The sequence below is a fragment of the Fodinibius sediminis genome (genome assembly GCF_900182555.1).
Classification (GTDB): domain Bacteria; phylum Bacteroidota; class Rhodothermia; order Balneolales; family Balneolaceae; genus Fodinibius; species Fodinibius sediminis.
Genome location: NZ_FXTH01000003.1, coordinates 48,189 through 63,672, shown reverse-complemented (window position 1 = coordinate 63,672; position 15,484 = coordinate 48,189). Strand labels below are relative to the sequence as shown.

At 46.5% G+C, this 15,484-nt stretch carries 15 protein-coding genes; 2 read left to right on the top strand and 13 right to left on the bottom strand.

What is annotated here, in order from left to right; translation table 11 throughout:
- Positions 1–68: 68 nt before the first annotated feature.
- From FN808_RS04120 to rpmB, 8 genes are all read right to left on the bottom strand, one after another.
- The gene (locus tag FN808_RS04120) at positions 69–539 is read right to left on the bottom strand and encodes a MarR family winged helix-turn-helix transcriptional regulator (protein WP_142713291.1); all 471 of its coding nucleotides are present in this window, start codon (positions 537–539) and stop codon (positions 69–71) included.
- Positions 540–1,317: 778 nt separating this feature from the next.
- On the bottom strand, positions 1,318–2,088 hold the full coding sequence (locus FN808_RS04115; RefSeq protein WP_142713290.1) for an exodeoxyribonuclease III: 771 nt from the start codon (positions 2,086–2,088) through the stop codon (positions 1,318–1,320).
- Between the two features lie 221 nt (positions 2,089–2,309).
- The gene (gene tyrS, locus FN808_RS04110) at positions 2,310–3,524 is read right to left on the bottom strand and encodes a tyrosine--tRNA ligase (RefSeq protein WP_142713289.1); all 1,215 of its coding nucleotides are present in this window, start codon (positions 3,522–3,524) and stop codon (positions 2,310–2,312) included.
- 15 nt (positions 3,525–3,539) lie between these two features.
- Entirely contained in the window at positions 3,540–4,097 is a 558-nt protein-coding gene (locus tag FN808_RS04105; RefSeq protein ID WP_142713288.1) for a CvpA family protein, read from the bottom strand.
- Positions 4,098–4,109: 12 nt separating this feature from the next.
- Positions 4,110–4,565: a GatB/YqeY domain-containing protein gene (locus FN808_RS04100; protein WP_142713287.1), complete on the bottom strand. Its 456-nt coding sequence runs from the start codon at positions 4,563–4,565 to the stop codon at positions 4,110–4,112.
- A gap of 114 nt (positions 4,566–4,679) precedes the next feature.
- Positions 4,680–4,850: a DUF4295 domain-containing protein gene (locus FN808_RS04095; protein WP_142713286.1), complete on the bottom strand. Its 171-nt coding sequence runs from the start codon at positions 4,848–4,850 to the stop codon at positions 4,680–4,682.
- A gap of 15 nt (positions 4,851–4,865) precedes the next feature.
- Positions 4,866–5,030: a 50S ribosomal protein L33 gene (rpmG, locus tag FN808_RS04090; protein WP_142713285.1), complete on the bottom strand. Its 165-nt coding sequence runs from the start codon at positions 5,028–5,030 to the stop codon at positions 4,866–4,868.
- A gap of 4 nt (positions 5,031–5,034) precedes the next feature.
- Positions 5,035–5,280 (bottom strand): 50S ribosomal protein L28, encoded by a 246-nt coding sequence (gene rpmB, locus FN808_RS04085; protein ID WP_073067952.1) that lies wholly within the window; start codon positions 5,278–5,280, stop codon positions 5,035–5,037.
- 289 nt (positions 5,281–5,569) lie between these two features.
- On the opposite strand from rpmB, the gene gyrB reads away from it, so the two are divergent.
- Both gyrB and gyrA read left to right on the top strand, forming a co-directional pair.
- Positions 5,570–7,501, top strand: a complete 1,932-nt coding sequence (gene gyrB, locus FN808_RS04080) for a DNA topoisomerase (ATP-hydrolyzing) subunit B (protein ID WP_142713284.1) — start codon at positions 5,570–5,572, stop codon at positions 7,499–7,501.
- 59 nt (positions 7,502–7,560) lie between these two features.
- Complete coding sequence (gene gyrA, locus FN808_RS04075) at positions 7,561–10,017, top strand: DNA gyrase subunit A (protein ID WP_142713283.1); 2,457 nt, start codon at positions 7,561–7,563, stop codon at positions 10,015–10,017.
- 315 nt (positions 10,018–10,332) lie between these two features.
- On the opposite strand, the gene FN808_RS04070 is transcribed toward gyrA, so the two are convergent.
- The 5 genes from FN808_RS04070 to FN808_RS04050 form a co-directional block, all read right to left on the bottom strand.
- On the bottom strand, positions 10,333–11,277 hold the full coding sequence (locus FN808_RS04070; RefSeq protein ID WP_142713282.1) for a helix-turn-helix transcriptional regulator: 945 nt from the start codon (positions 11,275–11,277) through the stop codon (positions 10,333–10,335).
- An 87-nt stretch (positions 11,278–11,364) separates the two neighbouring features.
- On the bottom strand, positions 11,365–11,997 hold the full coding sequence (locus tag FN808_RS04065) for a 16S rRNA (guanine(527)-N(7))-methyltransferase RsmG (protein WP_185958239.1): 633 nt from the start codon (positions 11,995–11,997) through the stop codon (positions 11,365–11,367).
- A 9-nt stretch (positions 11,998–12,006) separates the two neighbouring features.
- Positions 12,007–13,896, bottom strand: a complete 1,890-nt coding sequence (mnmG, locus tag FN808_RS04060; RefSeq protein WP_142713280.1) for a tRNA uridine-5-carboxymethylaminomethyl(34) synthesis enzyme MnmG — start codon at positions 13,894–13,896, stop codon at positions 12,007–12,009.
- Between the two features lie 333 nt (positions 13,897–14,229).
- Positions 14,230–14,553 (bottom strand): hypothetical protein, encoded by a 324-nt coding sequence (locus tag FN808_RS04055; protein ID WP_142713279.1) that lies wholly within the window; start codon positions 14,551–14,553, stop codon positions 14,230–14,232.
- Between the two features lie 179 nt (positions 14,554–14,732).
- Positions 14,733–15,227: a fasciclin domain-containing protein gene (locus tag FN808_RS04050; protein ID WP_142713278.1), complete on the bottom strand. Its 495-nt coding sequence runs from the start codon at positions 15,225–15,227 to the stop codon at positions 14,733–14,735.
- Positions 15,228–15,484 lie beyond the last annotated feature (257 nt).

Genomic DNA, 15,484 nt, shown 5'->3' with positions numbered 1-15,484 from the left:
CATCCCCGGAGGGTTTTATGAAGCTACTCACAAATTGAGATGTTGCTCTCAATCCCCGCTTATATAACTTATGAATCTTCTGAATTATTGTCTGGGCTTTGCAATCCTATTTTTTTGCATATAGCCGCCAGTTGGTCCAGTTCCTCGTTTGAAAGGGGGGCAAACTCGGCCATAATATTTTCAACGTGCTGGGGGAAGTAGGAGCTGATCAACTTTTCGCCCTCCTCGGTTAAATGAATGAGCATGGAACGCCGGTCTTCCGGATTCTGATGGCGCTCAACCCATCCGCTTTTTTCGAGGTTATCAACAACCAGGGTAATGTTGCCCCCGCTTTTTAGTAGTTTTTCACCGAGGGCTTTCTGATTGAGCGGTCCAAGATGAAGCAGGGCTTCCAAAACACCAAATTGGCTGAGCGTCAGGTCCTGTTCAACAAGATGACGGTTCAGGCGGTTATTTATGGATTCAGATGCACGCATAAGTTTGATAAATGCGTTCAGCGTTTTGACTTCTTTTTCACTTCCCTGGTAATGTGTACCCATTTTCGATTAACGGTTTGATGGAAAATTTTTTATAGGAAGACTGCTAACCAATGTATCATAATTATGTTGAAAAAACAGATGCCATTTCATCATTGACCGAAAGGCCGTAGAAGAGGCACTTCCAGAAGCTTATCTTGACGGCATGACGGTACGAGCGGGATTCTTCAGGAGATGAACCGTCAGGCTATCACCGGAATAGCCCGTGAGATCTACCACGACGGTATGGATATTTAGGGCATCGGCGGTGAAGGTTTTTTTGGCATTTAAATTTTACCGTAAAAAAACGAAAGAAGTGAAGACCGGGCGTGACCTTTTGTATGTCTGTTTCCCTGGGGTACATCAGGCTGCTTTTAAAGAGTTTGTCGGATACTTTGACTGTCAACTCCGGGGTCTGAGGATGGGAATTTACAAACCGGATATAAGCATGAGTTTTGCTTCCGTTGTAATTGTCACGTATTAAAAACCATTGCGGGAGATACTGGTTGTCGTCGGTAAGTTCGCTTCCGTCCATTCTCGTCAAATTGATGTCCCTAAGGTATTCGAAAGACCACCGCTTTCTTAAATTTATTTGCTAAATGAATGCAGCTGTAGGCAGAGGTAAGGGCAATCATGGCCGCGATGAGAAGATCAGCCAGCTCCACTGAAGCGAAATGGCCACTATGACCCCCAAAACCGTATAAATCACACCTTCCGCCGGCGGTTAACGACCAGTCCGAGGTGAAACTCAACGATCCATCTGAATCTCCTGAACTCAGGTGGTTGTGTTGCCTGGGGAGGATTACCCCAGATTATAGGAGATTGTAACCGGAGCATGATCGGAGAGATCCCAGTCTTTTTCAATGACTGCTTCCTCCGCGGCATCAAGCAGCTCGGGGCTGGTCATGTGATAGTCTATTCTCCAACCTTTGTTGCGTTCTTTGGAAGCAGCCCGGTAACTCCACCAGCTGTACAGATCGGGCTCACCCTCATGCAGGCGCCGGTAGACATCCTCAAAGCCGGTATCCAACAGCAGGCTAACCCACTTGCGCTCTTCCGGCAGAAAACCGGAGGTATTCTTGTTGCGTTTGGGGTTATGGATATCAATAGGCCTGTGGCAAATATTAAAATCACCGCAGAAAACCACCGGTTTATCTCCCTCCAAATGCTGGTGGGCGAAGGGGAGGAAGACATCCAGGAACTCCATCTTAAGCTCTTGTCGCGCATCGCCGGTAGTGCCGCTTGGGGCATAAATGGAAAATACTGTTAAGTCCGTATATTCAGCCATTATGACACGGCCCTCCTGGTCAATCCAATCAACTCCGATCCCGTCCTGTACGCTGATGGGTTCTTCCCTGGAGAGAATGCCCACCCCGGAGTAGCCTTTCTTTTCAGCCGTATGGTAAAAGGCGTGATAGTTCAGGCTCTGGATGGGACCGGGAACCTGGTGCTCCATGGCACGAAGTTCCTGGAGGCAGATGATATCGGGGTTAGACTGGGCAATCCAATCCTTGAATCCTCTTCGGTGGGCAGCCCTGATTCCATTGAGATTGAGGGACGATATTTTAAGCATACGGGTGTAGGGAATATTTTCTTTCTGTTAGGGACGAAGAATAGACTGGAGAGCAGCAGGACATTACATGCCGTGCATGACTGCCCCCGGAATGAACGGAACTACTCGTATGGATGCTTTGCACAAAGGCAGGTCGCCCGCGAGTGCTTTAAAGTACTTCAAAATAAAGACCACCGATAGCCGGAGGGGGAGATTTTACTGCAATCCAGGGTTATGACCGCTTATTTTGTCTTGACGATGGCAAAGTTCCGTTTTCCAACTTTAAGCGTGAATTCGGTATCCCCGTCAAAAGTAATGCTGTAGCCTTTATCGGATATTTTCTCATCATTGATGGAAACACCGCCCTGCTTAATAAGGCGCTTTGTTTCCCCGTTGCTGGACGTAAAGCCGGCGTCGGACACAATATCGAGCAATCGGACTTCATTACCGGCCTCGTATTTCAGGGTCGGGGCATCATCGGGGATGGCATTGCCGATCACGGTTTTTTCAAAATGGGTGCGGGCTGCCCTGGCTTCTTCCTCCCCGTGATACATCCGGGTAATGGCCAGGGCCAGTTCATGCTTGGTATTGCGCGGGTCTTCCTCTGCTTTCTTTTTATAGGCTGGAAGATCCTCCACCGGAATGTCGGTAAGCAGCTCAAACCAGGAATAAATAAGATCATCCGGAATGGAAAGTACTTTACCGTACATCTCATTGGCCGGCTCAGTGATGCCGATATAGTTATCGTACGACTTGGACATTTTCCTGGTTCCATCTGTACCCACCAGGAGAGGCATCATGAGGGCAATCTGCGGTTCCTGTCCATCGTCTTTTTGAAGCTGACGTCCTACCAGCAGGTTAAATTTCTGGTCCGTTCCACCAAGTTCCACATCCGACTGCAGGTGTACAGAATCCTGTCCCTGTGCGAGGGGGTAGAGAAACTCGTGCAGGGAAATCGGTTCATTGTTGTTGTACCGCTTGGAGAAGTCGTCACGCTCAATCATCTGCGCAACGGTGAGCTTGGAGGAAAGTTTGATGACGTCTTCAAAACCCATGGTTCCGAGCCATTCCGAATTGTAAACAATGGTGGTATGTGATTCGTCCAGGATCTGGGTGGCCTGCTCGAGATAAGTGGAAGCATTTTCCTCAATTTCTTCGCGACTCAGGGGCGGACGTGTTTTATTTTGTCCTGTCGGATCTCCTATAAGGGCAGTGAAATCGCCAATGATAAGGATGGCTTCATGGCCTAAATCCTGGAACTGGCGCAGTTTGCGAAGGATCACGGAGTGGCCCAGGTGAAGGTCGGGGCGCGTAGGGTCACAACCGAGCTTAATTTTTAGCGGTTTATTTTCTCTTTTGGAGCGTTCGAGCTTCGCAACGAGCTCTTTTTCAGGCACAAGCTCCACCGTGCCTCTTTTGATAACGTCGAGTTGTTCATCAACAGGTAAAAATGCCATGGAATAATAGAATAGTTACTGTTCGAAAAAGGGAAAGTTGTTAATGAGACTATGTTGGTCAATGGTTTTTTCCACCGTTTCAGTAAAATTTTCGGCCCCGGGATATACTGAGGCTACGGTGTCGTAGGCCCAGGGAGCGAGGTACACAACATAGCCATAGGAAATAGACTCTTTGCGAACCTCCTGCGAGGGCATATTAAAGCCGGCAGCCATCAAGAGCACTGCGCTGATTATAACACCGCATTTGAGGGCTCCGAACGCCAGGCCGCTGGCACGGTTAATAAAATTGAGGTGAATTGTTTGCAGCATCTTTTTGCTTATATACGCCACGAGATTGACAGCGATGAGCGTGCCGATAAAAATAATGAATGCGGCTACAAAAGGAACATACTCGCTATTTCCCTCAAAGAAAGGCTGGATATAGGTGCCTGCTTCCTCCATATACCGGAAGGTTAAAAATACCCCCAGTATGATGCCGGCAATACTGAGTACCTCTTCGATAAGACCGTTTTTAAAACCGCGGTAGGCAAAGAACAAAATGGGAAGTACTATCAGCAGATCCAGGATGTTCATGCTTCCATTCGCTCAGGAGAGTTCTTCTTTCACTACCTTGCTTACCAGCGAGCCTTCGGCCTTGCCTTTCAGTTCCTGCATCATGGCCCCCATTACTTTGCCCATGTCGGACATGTCGCGGGCACCGAGCTGCTCAATTTTCTGACGGGCTACTTCTCGCACTTCCTCTTCAGAAAGCATTTCCGGAAGGTAACTGTTAATGATCTCCAGTTCCTTCTTCTCGGAAGCTACCAAATCGTCACGCCCGCCCTCCTGGAACTGTTCGATGGATTCTTTGCGCTGTTTGGCAGCTTTCATCAACACTTCGATGGCCTGTTCATCCGACAGGGAGGCCTCGCCTTCTTTTCGTTCACTGATTTCGCGCTCCAGAAGCTTGGCTTTCAGCGACCTAAGCACACGCAGACGGTCCTGCTGCTTGTTTTTCATAGCCGTTTTCAGGTCGGCCATAATCTGGTCTTTAATTGCCATAATAAAGTATGATTGTGTTGAAGTAATGGTGATGACAGGCGTAGAATCCCGTCAAAAAAAAAGGTTCCACCCGCAGAACGAATGCAACCTCTTAGGGGCTAACAAAGAATAGTACTATCCTTTATTAGCTTTAATGAAGTCCTGAACTTCATCCTGGTCTACAATCGCTTCTTTGTAACCAAACTTATTGTTAGCCGTCTTTTTAGCAACAATCACTTTGGCCATGCGCCGATCGGCTGCCTTGTTGTCTTGCGCTTTCTTTCCGAAAACTTGTTTCTTAGCCATAATTTAAATCAATTACTATTTAATTTCCTTGTGAACCGTATGCTTCCGAAGAACCGGATTGTATTTCTTGAGCTCGATGCGGTCGGGATTGTTGCGACGGTTTTTCGTCGTCACATACCGCGAGGAGCCCGGCTTTTCGGTGCATTCTAATATTACTTGTACTCTGTTTCCTTTTGCCATAATGCTATACGTCTTTTAAAAGAGTTCCTTTTTTTCTGGCTTCTTTTAAAACGGCACTGATTCCTTTCTTGTTAATTGTGCGAAGCGTCTTGGCAGAAACCTTCAATGTTACCCATTTGTCTTCCTCGGGAACATAAAATCGCTTTTTCTGCAGGTTTTGCTGAAATTTGTGCTTCGTCTTATTATTTGACTTTGAGGAGCGATAGCCGTTTAATGCTCCTTTGCCAGTAATGTCATCTTTGCGTGCCATGATGTTGTGAAAACTCATTGTTAACAATTCGTAGATAGACGGGAAAAATAGGCTTATTCCTGAATAATATCAATCATTCTTTTGGTATATGTTTTTGTTGTCGGACTGAAGCTCAAAAGAGGGGCGGTTTCTGCTCGAAAAGTCCATTTCTCCGGACTATTAAAATTAGATTTACGGACAGATCTCTGCTTTTGCCAGTAACGGGCATAGCTCGCTTTGATTTTGCCTATTTATACACTATTTTCAGGCGTCTTCATCATCATTTTGAACCCCAGTCACACCTAATTTTATGGCGAATAAAAAAGGATCAGATTATAAAGCGGAAAATATCCAGGTTCTGGAGGGTCTTGAAGCTGTTCGGAAACGTCCGGCCATGTACATTGGCGATGTTGGACAGCGCGGACTCCACCACCTGATCAATGAGGTTGTTGATAACTCCATTGATGAGGCCCTGGCCGGATATTGCGACCGCATGGAAGTCATCATCAACAAGGATGGTTCCATGACCATCAAGGATAATGGTCGGGGGATCCCCGTGGATGAACATCCGAAAATTAAATTGCCGGCGGTTGAAGTGGTACTTACCAAGCTGCATGCAGGCGGTAAGTTTGACAAAAATACATACAAGGTTTCCGGTGGGTTGCACGGGGTCGGGGTGAGCTGTGTGAATGCCTTGTCTTCCCATTTTTACGCGGAAGTGCATCGCGACGGTGAGATTCATGTGATGGAATTTGAGCATGGAAAAACGGTACAGCCCCTTAAGGTGAAGGGCAAAACGGATGAAACCGGTACTATCATTACCTTTACCCCGGATGAGACGATTTTTACACAGACCACTGAATTCAAGTTTGATATTATTGCCGATCGGATGCGGGAACTGGCCTTCCTGAACCCGGAAATTACGATTGTGCTGCGTGATGAGCGGGATGATGATGGACCGCTGGAAGAAGAATTTCACTTTGAAGGCGGTGTAAGAGACTTTGTGGAATATCTCGATGAGAACCGTGAACCCATGATGAAAGAACCGATTCTGATTCAGGGAGAGGTTGACATGGTTCCGGTGGAGCTGGCTATTCAGTATAACAGCAGCTACTCCAAAAATGTACACTCCTACGTTAATAATATTAATACGCGCGAGGGAGGAACCCATATTTCCGGCTTTCGCCGTGCCTTGACGCGTTCTTTGAAAAAGTACGCCAAGGACAACAACCTTATAAAAAGTAATATCAAGGTGTCGGGCGATGATTTTCGGGAAGGCATGACGGCCGTGCTGAGTGTAAAGGTGCCGGAACCACAGTTCGAGGGACAGACGAAAACAAAGCTGGGCAACTCGGAGGTTCAGAGTGCTGTTGAGGTGATTGTCTATGAAAAGATGAACGAATACCTGGAACGGAATCCAAAGGAAGCCAAGAAAATTCTGGAAAAAGTCATTCTGGCGGCTGAAGCACGCGAGGCTGCACGAAAGGCCCGTAAACTGATTCAGCGCAAAAGCGCCATGAGTGGCGGAGGGCTTCCCGGAAAGCTCGCGGATTGTTCGATCAAAGATCCAGAGCACAGCGAAATTTACCTGGTGGAGGGGGATTCGGCCGGCGGTTCCGCCAAGATGGGCCGTAACCGAAGTTTCCAGGCCATTCTCCCACTTCGCGGTAAGATCTTAAACGTAGAGAAAGCCAAGATTAACCGGATCCTGGAGAATAATGAGATCCAGGCAATGATTACCGCGCTGGGTGCAGGCGTGGGGCATGCCGAAGAGGATTTTGAGCTGGAAAAGCTGCGCTATCATAAAATCATCGTCATGACGGATGCCGATGTGGACGGCTCCCATATCCGGACGCTGCTGCTTACATTCTTTTATCGTTATATGTATCCGCTTATTGAAAACGGTCATATTTATATTGCCACCCCGCCATTGTACCGCATTTCCTACACGGGCGGTAATATCGAATACGCCTGGGATGATGAAACCCGCGACAAAATTATCAAGGATCTAAGGAGCAGCCGTACAAAGTTTGATGTTTCCCGCTACAAGGGACTCGGGGAGATGAATCCGGAACAGCTGTGGGAAACCACAATGGATCCGGAAACACGAACGCTCCAGCAGGTTACTGTTGAAAATGCAGCTTCTGCGGATAAACTCTTTTCTACCCTGATGGGAGGCGATGTGGAGCCCCGGCGTAAATTTATCGAGCGCAACGCCAAGTATGCGACCCTCGATATTTAAAGGCTAAACATGGTCTTATCTTTAAATTTTATTTGGAACTGATTTAGAAGAACGTATTCATGGCTCGAGAAAAAATTATACCTGTTACAATTGAAGACGAGATGCAATCGGCCTACATCGATTACTCGATGTCGGTAATTGTTTCTCGCGCCCTCCCTGATGTCCGGGATGGACTGAAACCCGTACATCGTCGCATTCTTTATGGGATGAGCGAACTGGGCATGCTCCATAACCGAAACTATAAGAAGAGTGCTCGAATTGTAGGAGAGGTACTTGGTAAGTATCACCCGCATGGCGACTCTGCTGTCTATGACTCCATTGTTCGGATGGTGCAGGATTTCTCCCTGCGGTATCCGCTGGTCGATGGACAGGGAAACTTTGGCTCTATTGATGGTGACAGCGCTGCGGCGATGCGTTATACCGAGGTTCGCATGGAACGCATTGCTGAAGAAATGCTGACCGACATCAATAAGGAAACGGTCGATTATCAGAATAACTTTGATGATACCCTGCAGGAGCCTACGGTGCTTCCGGGCATGCTTCCCAACATGCTGCTTAATGGAGCCTCTGGTATTGCAGTTGGTATGGCTACCAACATGGCTCCACACAATATCAACGAAACGATCGACGGCATTATCGCCTATATCGACAACCCCGATATCGATTGTGAAGGATTGATGGAGTATATTTCTGCGCCTGATTTTCCAACCGGTGGAATCATTTACGGCTATGGCGGTGTGAAAGAGGCCTATGAGACCGGACGGGGAAAGATTACCCTTCGTGCGCGATGCACGACCGAAGAACTGAGGCGGGGACGCGAACAGATTGTCATTACCGAAATTCCGTACCAGGTCAACAAGACAACGCTGGTTAAGAAAATTGCCCGTCATGTTGAGAACGAAAAGATTGAAGATATCTCTGAAATTCGGGATGAGTCTGACCGCGAGGGGATGCGTATTGTCGTTGTCCTCAAACGTAATGCCAATGCGGGCATTGTGCTGAACCAGCTTTATAAGTATACCCAGATGCAGACCACCTTCGGGGTGATCAGTCTGGCGCTGGTGAAGGGACGACCTAAAGTGATGCCACTTAAGGAGCTTATTTACCATTATGTTGAGCATCGCATTGAAATTATTATCCGTCGCACGCTCTACGATCTGGATCAGGCGGAAGCACGGGCACACATCCTGGAGGGACTCAAGATTGCCCTGGACGACCTGGATGAAGTGATTAGGACTATTCGGGCATCCGATAGTCCCAAAGAAGCAAACAAGGCGCTGCGGCGTAAGTTCGCTCTTACCGATATTCAGGCCAAAGCTATCCTGGATATGAGACTGCAGAAGCTGACGGGTCTTGAACGTGACAAGGTTGAACTGGAATACGGTGAAATTACTGAAAAGATCGCAGATTTCCGCGATATCCTTTCCAACCGAAGCCGCCAGACCAGTATCATCAAGGAAGAGCTGCAAGAGATCAAGGGTCGATATGGTGATGAACGGCGGACACAGATTGTACATTCTGCTGAGGATTTCAGTGTAGAAGACATGATTGCCGATGAGGACGTCGTTGTTACTATCAATAATAAGGGGTTCATTAAACGCATGCCGCTCAGTGGGTACCGTCGGCAGAAACGGGGCGGTAAAGGAATGAAGGGAACGACCACTAAGGATGATGAATATGTAGAACATCTCTTTGTGGCCACTAACCATAACTATATTCTGTTCTTTACCGAAAAAGGACAGTGTTATTGGTTGAAGGTCTATGAAATTCCGGAAGCTTCCCGATTGGCCAGGGGACGTGCTATCGTAAATCTTATCGATATTGACAAAGATGATGCGATAAAAACGTTTGTCCCGGTCAAAACGCTGGATGATGAAGAGTACATCAATAACCATTACATCATCATGGCAACACGGGAGGGCAAAGTTAAGAAGACAGCCCTCGAAGCTTATAGTCGTCCCCGTAGAGATGGTATTATTGCCATTAATATCAATGATGATGATACCCTGCTGGAAGCCGCACTTACTGATGGAGAAAGCAATGTGATCCTGGCCAACCGAAAGGGACGGGCTATCCGGTTCCATGAGGAAGATGTCCGCGATATGGGACGAAACACTTCCGGGGTCAAGGGAATGAGCCTCGGCAAAAATAATGTGCTGGTAGACATGGTGGTTATTAAGAATACGCATGAAGCCACGGTGCTGGCGATTTCCGAAAATGGCTACGGTAAACGTTCACTTGTCGAGGACTACCGTGAACAAAGCCGTGGCGGAAAAGGAGTCATTACGCTCAAGGTAACGAAAAAAACCGGTGAGCTGATTGCACTTAAAGAAGTCTCCGACAGGGATGACCTGATGGTTATTACAGAAAGCGGGAAGGTTATTCGCATGAACTGTGGTGATATCCGAACCATGGGAAGAAACACCCAGGGGGTGCGAATTATGCGTCTTGACTCGGAAGGCAAAATTGCGGCGATCACCCGTGTGGTCAATGAGGAGGAGGACGCAACTGTCTGACCATAAACGAACCACCTTCTTAAAGGGCTTGTCGAACCGATGGTTTGGCAAGCCCTTTTTTATTTCAGAAGGGATTGGCCAGAGATGATCGATAGAATGGTCCAAAAATGGGGAAGCCTACAGTTGGATTGGATACCGCACGAGAGTTTGTTTGAAGAGGCGATTGTATGGGCATGGTGGAGGGGCATCTCAATATGGCGGATCTTACATAATACTATAGAGCAGGGTCTGCTGCAACCTGATTCAGTGTAGCTGAAAAGTGGGCAACCCCATCAAAGACTATTTTAATATTCATTATAGAATAAACATTAATATCTATTTTATAGAGATCATTTCTTCCAGGAGATGGTTTCTTTTTTCTATTAAATCATCAGGACTAACAATTTCTACATTTGTATGAAATTGGAGCAGCCACTTGTTGATATAGTCCATATTATTGAACTCAAATGATAACCTAAAAAAATTAGGATTATAATTTGTTTCCCTAATAATCTTTGTTGGTAAATTGGCTTTAAACCGGCTTAAGCTGTCTTTATGTACATTTACCTCTATTTTACGGGATCTCTCGTCAGATCTAAAGATAAGGCCCTCTATGTCGATTTGGCCGTAGGGAGTGAATTTTTCGGATAAAATTTCCACTTTTGACATGCGATCAAGGACAAAATTGCGAACAGCATTCCGTTTATGAGAATGCCCGATAACATTCCAGTGATCTTTGTAGAATACAATAAGATAGGGGTCAATCCTGCGGGTGGAGACATTGCCAGAAGTTTTTGAGCGATAGTTGAAAGAGATTCGCTTGTTTTCTGCAATTGCATTACTGATTAGAAACCAGTTTCCTCCTTCCTTTTTCTCTGCCCCGAAATTCATGTAGGGGTCCACGACTGTCCGTTTTTCCAGAGACTCCATAAACCCGAGCAGGTCATCGGGCAGCACCTCTTTCATTTTTAATTCAACTCCTTTGGCATCATTAATGAGGGTTTGGTCCACCTGTGACTTTACAAAATTGAGGCCGACTAAAATTGTGGCCAGTTCTTTGGAGGTAAACATTAGTGGAGGGATTTTGTAGCCTCGCATGATACCATAGCCCGTATATTCATCCCATGTTACCGGTACATTCATTTCCGACAGGGCGTTGAAATCCCTGAATACGGTACGCCTGCTTATATCGAATTTCTCTGCGATATCATCGACGGTAATGCGGCTGTTCGACTGTTGAAGCATTAAAATAAGCTTCATCCGACGCTCAGAACTATTCATATTGCTGTGGTTTCTGCTTCGTTTAAAAGAATAGGTTGAGCCAATATAAGCGAAATAGACTAATAGTTACAGTCGGAAAAAGAGGACTTAGCGCCGAATAATGACAAGGGCCTTGCCCTTGTAAAAATCTGATCCCTCGGTAAGATCATATCGTTCAATGGAGAGGGGGGGCTCTATACCCGCGAGTTCACCCTGAAATTCAAGTCCTTTGTATAGAACCATCGCTGTCCAGGGAAGGTGTGAAGTCATGGAGTAAAGGTCATTTACCTTAAACGCATGCTTTGATATAAGAAGAAAGGGCGTGTCGTATTGCAGGTTAGCTACAGTTCTGTCAACGATGGTGATGTTGTCAAGTCCGAGGTGACGAACCATCTGTTTGACCGCAAGACATTTTTTCGTTACGATATCATTGAGAATAAACGACTTGCCGGGATGGGTTATGGCCAGTGGAATACCCGGAAGCCCACCGCCAGTACCGGCATCAATGATGTTTTTTTCTGAAATGAAAGGGGAAAGTTGTGAGATGAGCAGGGAGTGGTGCAGGTGGTTCTCTATTGTTTCACGTGAAACATCCCGGCTGACAAGGTTAATCCGGTCATTCCACCAGAAGAGCTGGTCGATGTACTCCTCCAGGAGGTCTTTATGAGAGGCGTACAAGTCTTTGGTGGCCTCAAACGTTTCACGTGAAACATTGGAGGTGGTGATTCGATGATGTTCCACGTGAAACAATTAGTTTTTCAGGTAGACCATTAGCACAGAGATGTCGCTGGGGCTTACGCCGCTTATTCTGCTGGCTTGTCCAAGGGTTTCTGGTTGTATTCGTTCCATTTTCTGGGTTCCTTCAGCCGAAAGGCTGCTTATTTTGCGGTAATCAAGCGTGTCGGGGATGATGGTGTCTTCCTGTTTGCGCATTTCCTCGACCATCTCAAATTCTTTCTCTATGTAGCCGGCATACTTTATTTGTATTTCAACCTGATCAAAGACATCGGGGTCAGAGCTTATTTCGTGAGCCCTTCTCTTTAGTTCGGGATCTGCATCCAGGAGGTTATAGATGGAGAGCTGGGGGCGGGGGATCAGGGTCTTTGCCTTGACCGGTTGAGAGAGCGTACTTGTTTCCTGCTCTTCAAGCATGGGATCCATTTTGTCAGGATAAACCGTATAGTCCGCGATAAGATCATGAAGTTGGTCAATAGCTTCCTTCTTTGTTTGGAAGCGTTCATGACGCTGCTCTGAGACCAGGCCGATCTTGTAACCGAGTTCAGTTAGACGCAGGTCGGCATTGTCCTGGCGTAACAGTATCCGGTGTTCTGCGCGGGAAGTAAACATCCGGTAGGGTTCTTCCGTGCCTTTGGTAATGAGATCATCAATGAGGACGCCAATATAGGCTTCTGACCGTTTTAATATGAATTCATCCTCGCCCTTAACCTTGCGTGCGGCATTAATGCCGGCCATAAGTCCCTGGCAGGCGGCTTCTTCATAACCGGTTGTGCCATTGATTTGTCCCGCAAAAAAGAGCCCTTCGGTGATTTTGGTCTCCATGCTTCTGCGTATTTGATAGGGCGGGAAGTAGTCATATTCAATAGCATAGCCGGGACGCAGCATGACAGCTTCTTCAAAGCCTGGAATAGTCTGCAGTGCTTTGTACTGTACATCCTCGGGAAGGGAAGTAGAAAAGCCATTGAGATACATTTCGTATGTGTCCCATCCCTCCGGTTCGAGGAAAAGCTGATGGCTGTCTTTATCGGAAAATCGATTGATCTTGTCTTCAATACTTGGACAGTAGCGGGGTCCGGTAGATTCAATGGTCCCATTGAACATGGGGCTGCGATCAAAGCCCGAGCGCAGCATCTCATGAACCCGTTTATTGGTAAAACCAATCCAGCAGGTAAGTTGTTCCTGCCTGGTGGGAAGATTATCCGTCATGAATGAGAACGGGCTGGGATCCTCATCTCCATATTGAATATCCAGCTGTTCATAATCAATGGATCGTCCATCGAGGCGTGGTGGTGTTCCGGTTTTAAGGCGACCCACCTCAAATCCCAGCTCTTCGAGTGCGGCGGAAATACCGATGGATGCCCGTTCGCCGGAACGTCCGCCTCCAAAATTGGTTTCCCCTATGTGCATGAGTCCATTGCCAAAGGTGCCGGTAGTAAGTATAACTGTCTGAGCTTCAAAGGTTTGTCCGGTGCTGGTGCGAACACCGCTAACATGCTTCCCGTCTTCTGTTGTAAGTACATCGACGACGTTATCCTGACGGAAGTGAAGATTGTCCTTTTTTTCCAGCTCCTTGCGCATCATGCTGCTATAGAGCGCGCGGTCACTCTGGCATCGGGGACTCCACATGGCAGGTCCCTTGCTTGTGTTGAGCATGCGAAATTGAACGGCTGACTGGTCGGCAACAAGGCCCGTTAGTCCCCCCAGGGCATCAATTTCGCGTACCAATTGGCCCTTTGCTACTCCCCCAATGGCGGGGTTGCAGGACATTTTGGCGATGGCATCAAGATTCATAGTAATTAAAAGGGTCTGGGCACCCATAGCTGCTGCGGCCCCCGCCGCTTCACTGCCGGCATGACCAGCCCCGACGACGATGACATCATATGTGGGAAATAAAGACTTCATTATCAGTTAAGTGTATGTTTTTATTACACTTATAGAATTCATTGTTAATTTACGAAACTCTAATGGCCTATACAGGCCATATAAACCTTTAAAATAAGGGTTTTTAATGAAATAATTTAACCGGAAGCAGCCTTAATGCGAATAGACTTTTCAGGCCCTAAAACCAAAGATAGGGAAGTTTATTTCAGGGCTAGTCCAATCAGGCAGTTACCATGGGAACATCAGGCTGAGTGACGATTGATGTCAGATTCGCGGGGGTGTAAGCAGAGAATGCGAGCCGCGCGCCAGAAAACACTCATGTTGTGAATATGTAAAAGAGTGAAGCCCGGCGCATTACTGCTGCTCATACCACTCAAGGAAGTCTACAATAGTGTGCCAGATCGCTTCCAGTTTTGTATCAGATTCGTTTTCAAAAACAGTGTCCTCATCAGCAGTAATTTTACACCGCTTTCCCTCGATGAGAACGAGATAGCCCAAATCTTCTTCAATTTTGATTACCACAGGCATCATCCATTTCCAGGACAGGTGAAATTTCATGTCTTCCACAGACAGGAAGGCCAGGGGAATATCCTTGACATCTTCCTGTTCAATTTTAATGGTGCTTCCCATTATATTTTCAATAAGCCTGCTGCCCTTGTTGATTTCTTCTTGTTGCATAACAGATAAATTGGTAAATATGGTTTAAATATCAGTGAGTGAAGCTCCTAAAGATAATTAAAAAATAAGAAGCAGAAAGCCTCTTCTGCCCGGGCAGGATGCTGATACAGGAGTTATCTACGAAAAAAATGAGTCCGCCATATAATGTGGCGGACTCAAAACAGAGTAACGATATGTAGTTACTCCTGGGGCTGGGCAAGAAGGGTATCAATGATAAAGACCATTCCGTTAGAGGCTTCAATACCATCAGAGGCAATGAGGGCCTGGTCACCATTGATCGCCACGGTATCACCATCAGCAGTGAAGGTGATGGATTCTCCGGAAAGCGTGGTTTCGGAATCGGTTTCTTTAAGTTCGTCATGGGTAAGCGCCTTTTCAACGACATGGTACTGCAATAAACGGGTAAGTTCTTGATCGCTCAGGCTATCTGCCCCGCTTTCTGAAAGGGCATTATTTGTAGGGGCAAAAACAGTTACGGCATCCTTGGAGAGGCTGTCACTCCACGCCTGTTCCGATAGGTAATCGTAGTATGAGGATAAGTCGTCTTCCTGTTCTATTGTTTCAAGAGCAGTCAGGTCGCTGTCCGGACTCGTGCTGTCATCATCACAGGCAGTAAATCCAAGACCAGCTAATAAAATTGATAATAATATTAATTTTTGTATATATGATTTCATGTCAATATCAATATGTTATAAATATTACATATGATTAACATTTAATTACACGATAAAAAAGCAAATAACTACTCGTAAGGGGATTTTTTGAAGTATGGGCTGATAACCGAAATAGGGGTATCACAAAGGAAAGAGATGGACTACAGGCAAAGAGCGGGGGGAGAAAAGATACGCCGTCAGAGTAACCCATGAGAATAATACAGCTTTGTTTTTTATGTCTATCTTCTTTAATTGAAAATTATGGAATTTGTCAAAGG

Coding starts and splice junctions, on each gene's coding strand:
- mnmG (WP_142713280.1), bottom strand. CDS start 13,896: ATGAAGTCTTTATTTCCCACATATGATGTCATCGTCGTCGGGGCTGGT.
- FN808_RS04070 (WP_142713282.1), bottom strand. CDS start 11,277: ATGAATAGTTCTGAGCGTCGGATGAAGCTTATTTTAATGCTTCAACAG.
- FN808_RS04055 (WP_142713279.1), bottom strand. CDS start 14,553: ATGCAACAAGAAGAAATCAACAAGGGCAGCAGGCTTATTGAAAATATA.
- gyrA (WP_142713283.1), top strand. CDS start 7,561: ATGGCTCGAGAAAAAATTATACCTGTTACAATTGAAGACGAGATGCAA.
- FN808_RS04115 (WP_142713290.1), bottom strand. CDS start 2,088: ATGCTTAAAATATCGTCCCTCAATCTCAATGGAATCAGGGCTGCCCAC.
- gyrB (WP_142713284.1), top strand. CDS start 5,570: ATGGCGAATAAAAAAGGATCAGATTATAAAGCGGAAAATATCCAGGTT.
- rpmB (WP_073067952.1), bottom strand. CDS start 5,280: ATGGCACGCAAAGATGACATTACTGGCAAAGGAGCATTAAACGGCTAT.
- FN808_RS04100 (WP_142713287.1), bottom strand. CDS start 4,565: ATGGCAATTAAAGACCAGATTATGGCCGACCTGAAAACGGCTATGAAA.
- tyrS (WP_142713289.1), bottom strand. CDS start 3,524: ATGGCATTTTTACCTGTTGATGAACAACTCGACGTTATCAAAAGAGGC.
- FN808_RS04095 (WP_142713286.1), bottom strand. CDS start 4,850: ATGGCTAAGAAACAAGTTTTCGGAAAGAAAGCGCAAGACAACAAGGCA.
- FN808_RS04105 (WP_142713288.1), bottom strand. CDS start 4,097: ATGAACATCCTGGATCTGCTGATAGTACTTCCCATTTTGTTCTTTGCC.
- FN808_RS04050 (WP_142713278.1), bottom strand. CDS start 15,227: ATGAAATCATATATACAAAAATTAATATTATTATCAATTTTATTAGCT.
- FN808_RS04120 (WP_142713291.1), bottom strand. CDS start 539: ATGGGTACACATTACCAGGGAAGTGAAAAAGAAGTCAAAACGCTGAAC.
- rpmG (WP_142713285.1), bottom strand. CDS start 5,030: ATGGCAAAAGGAAACAGAGTACAAGTAATATTAGAATGCACCGAAAAG.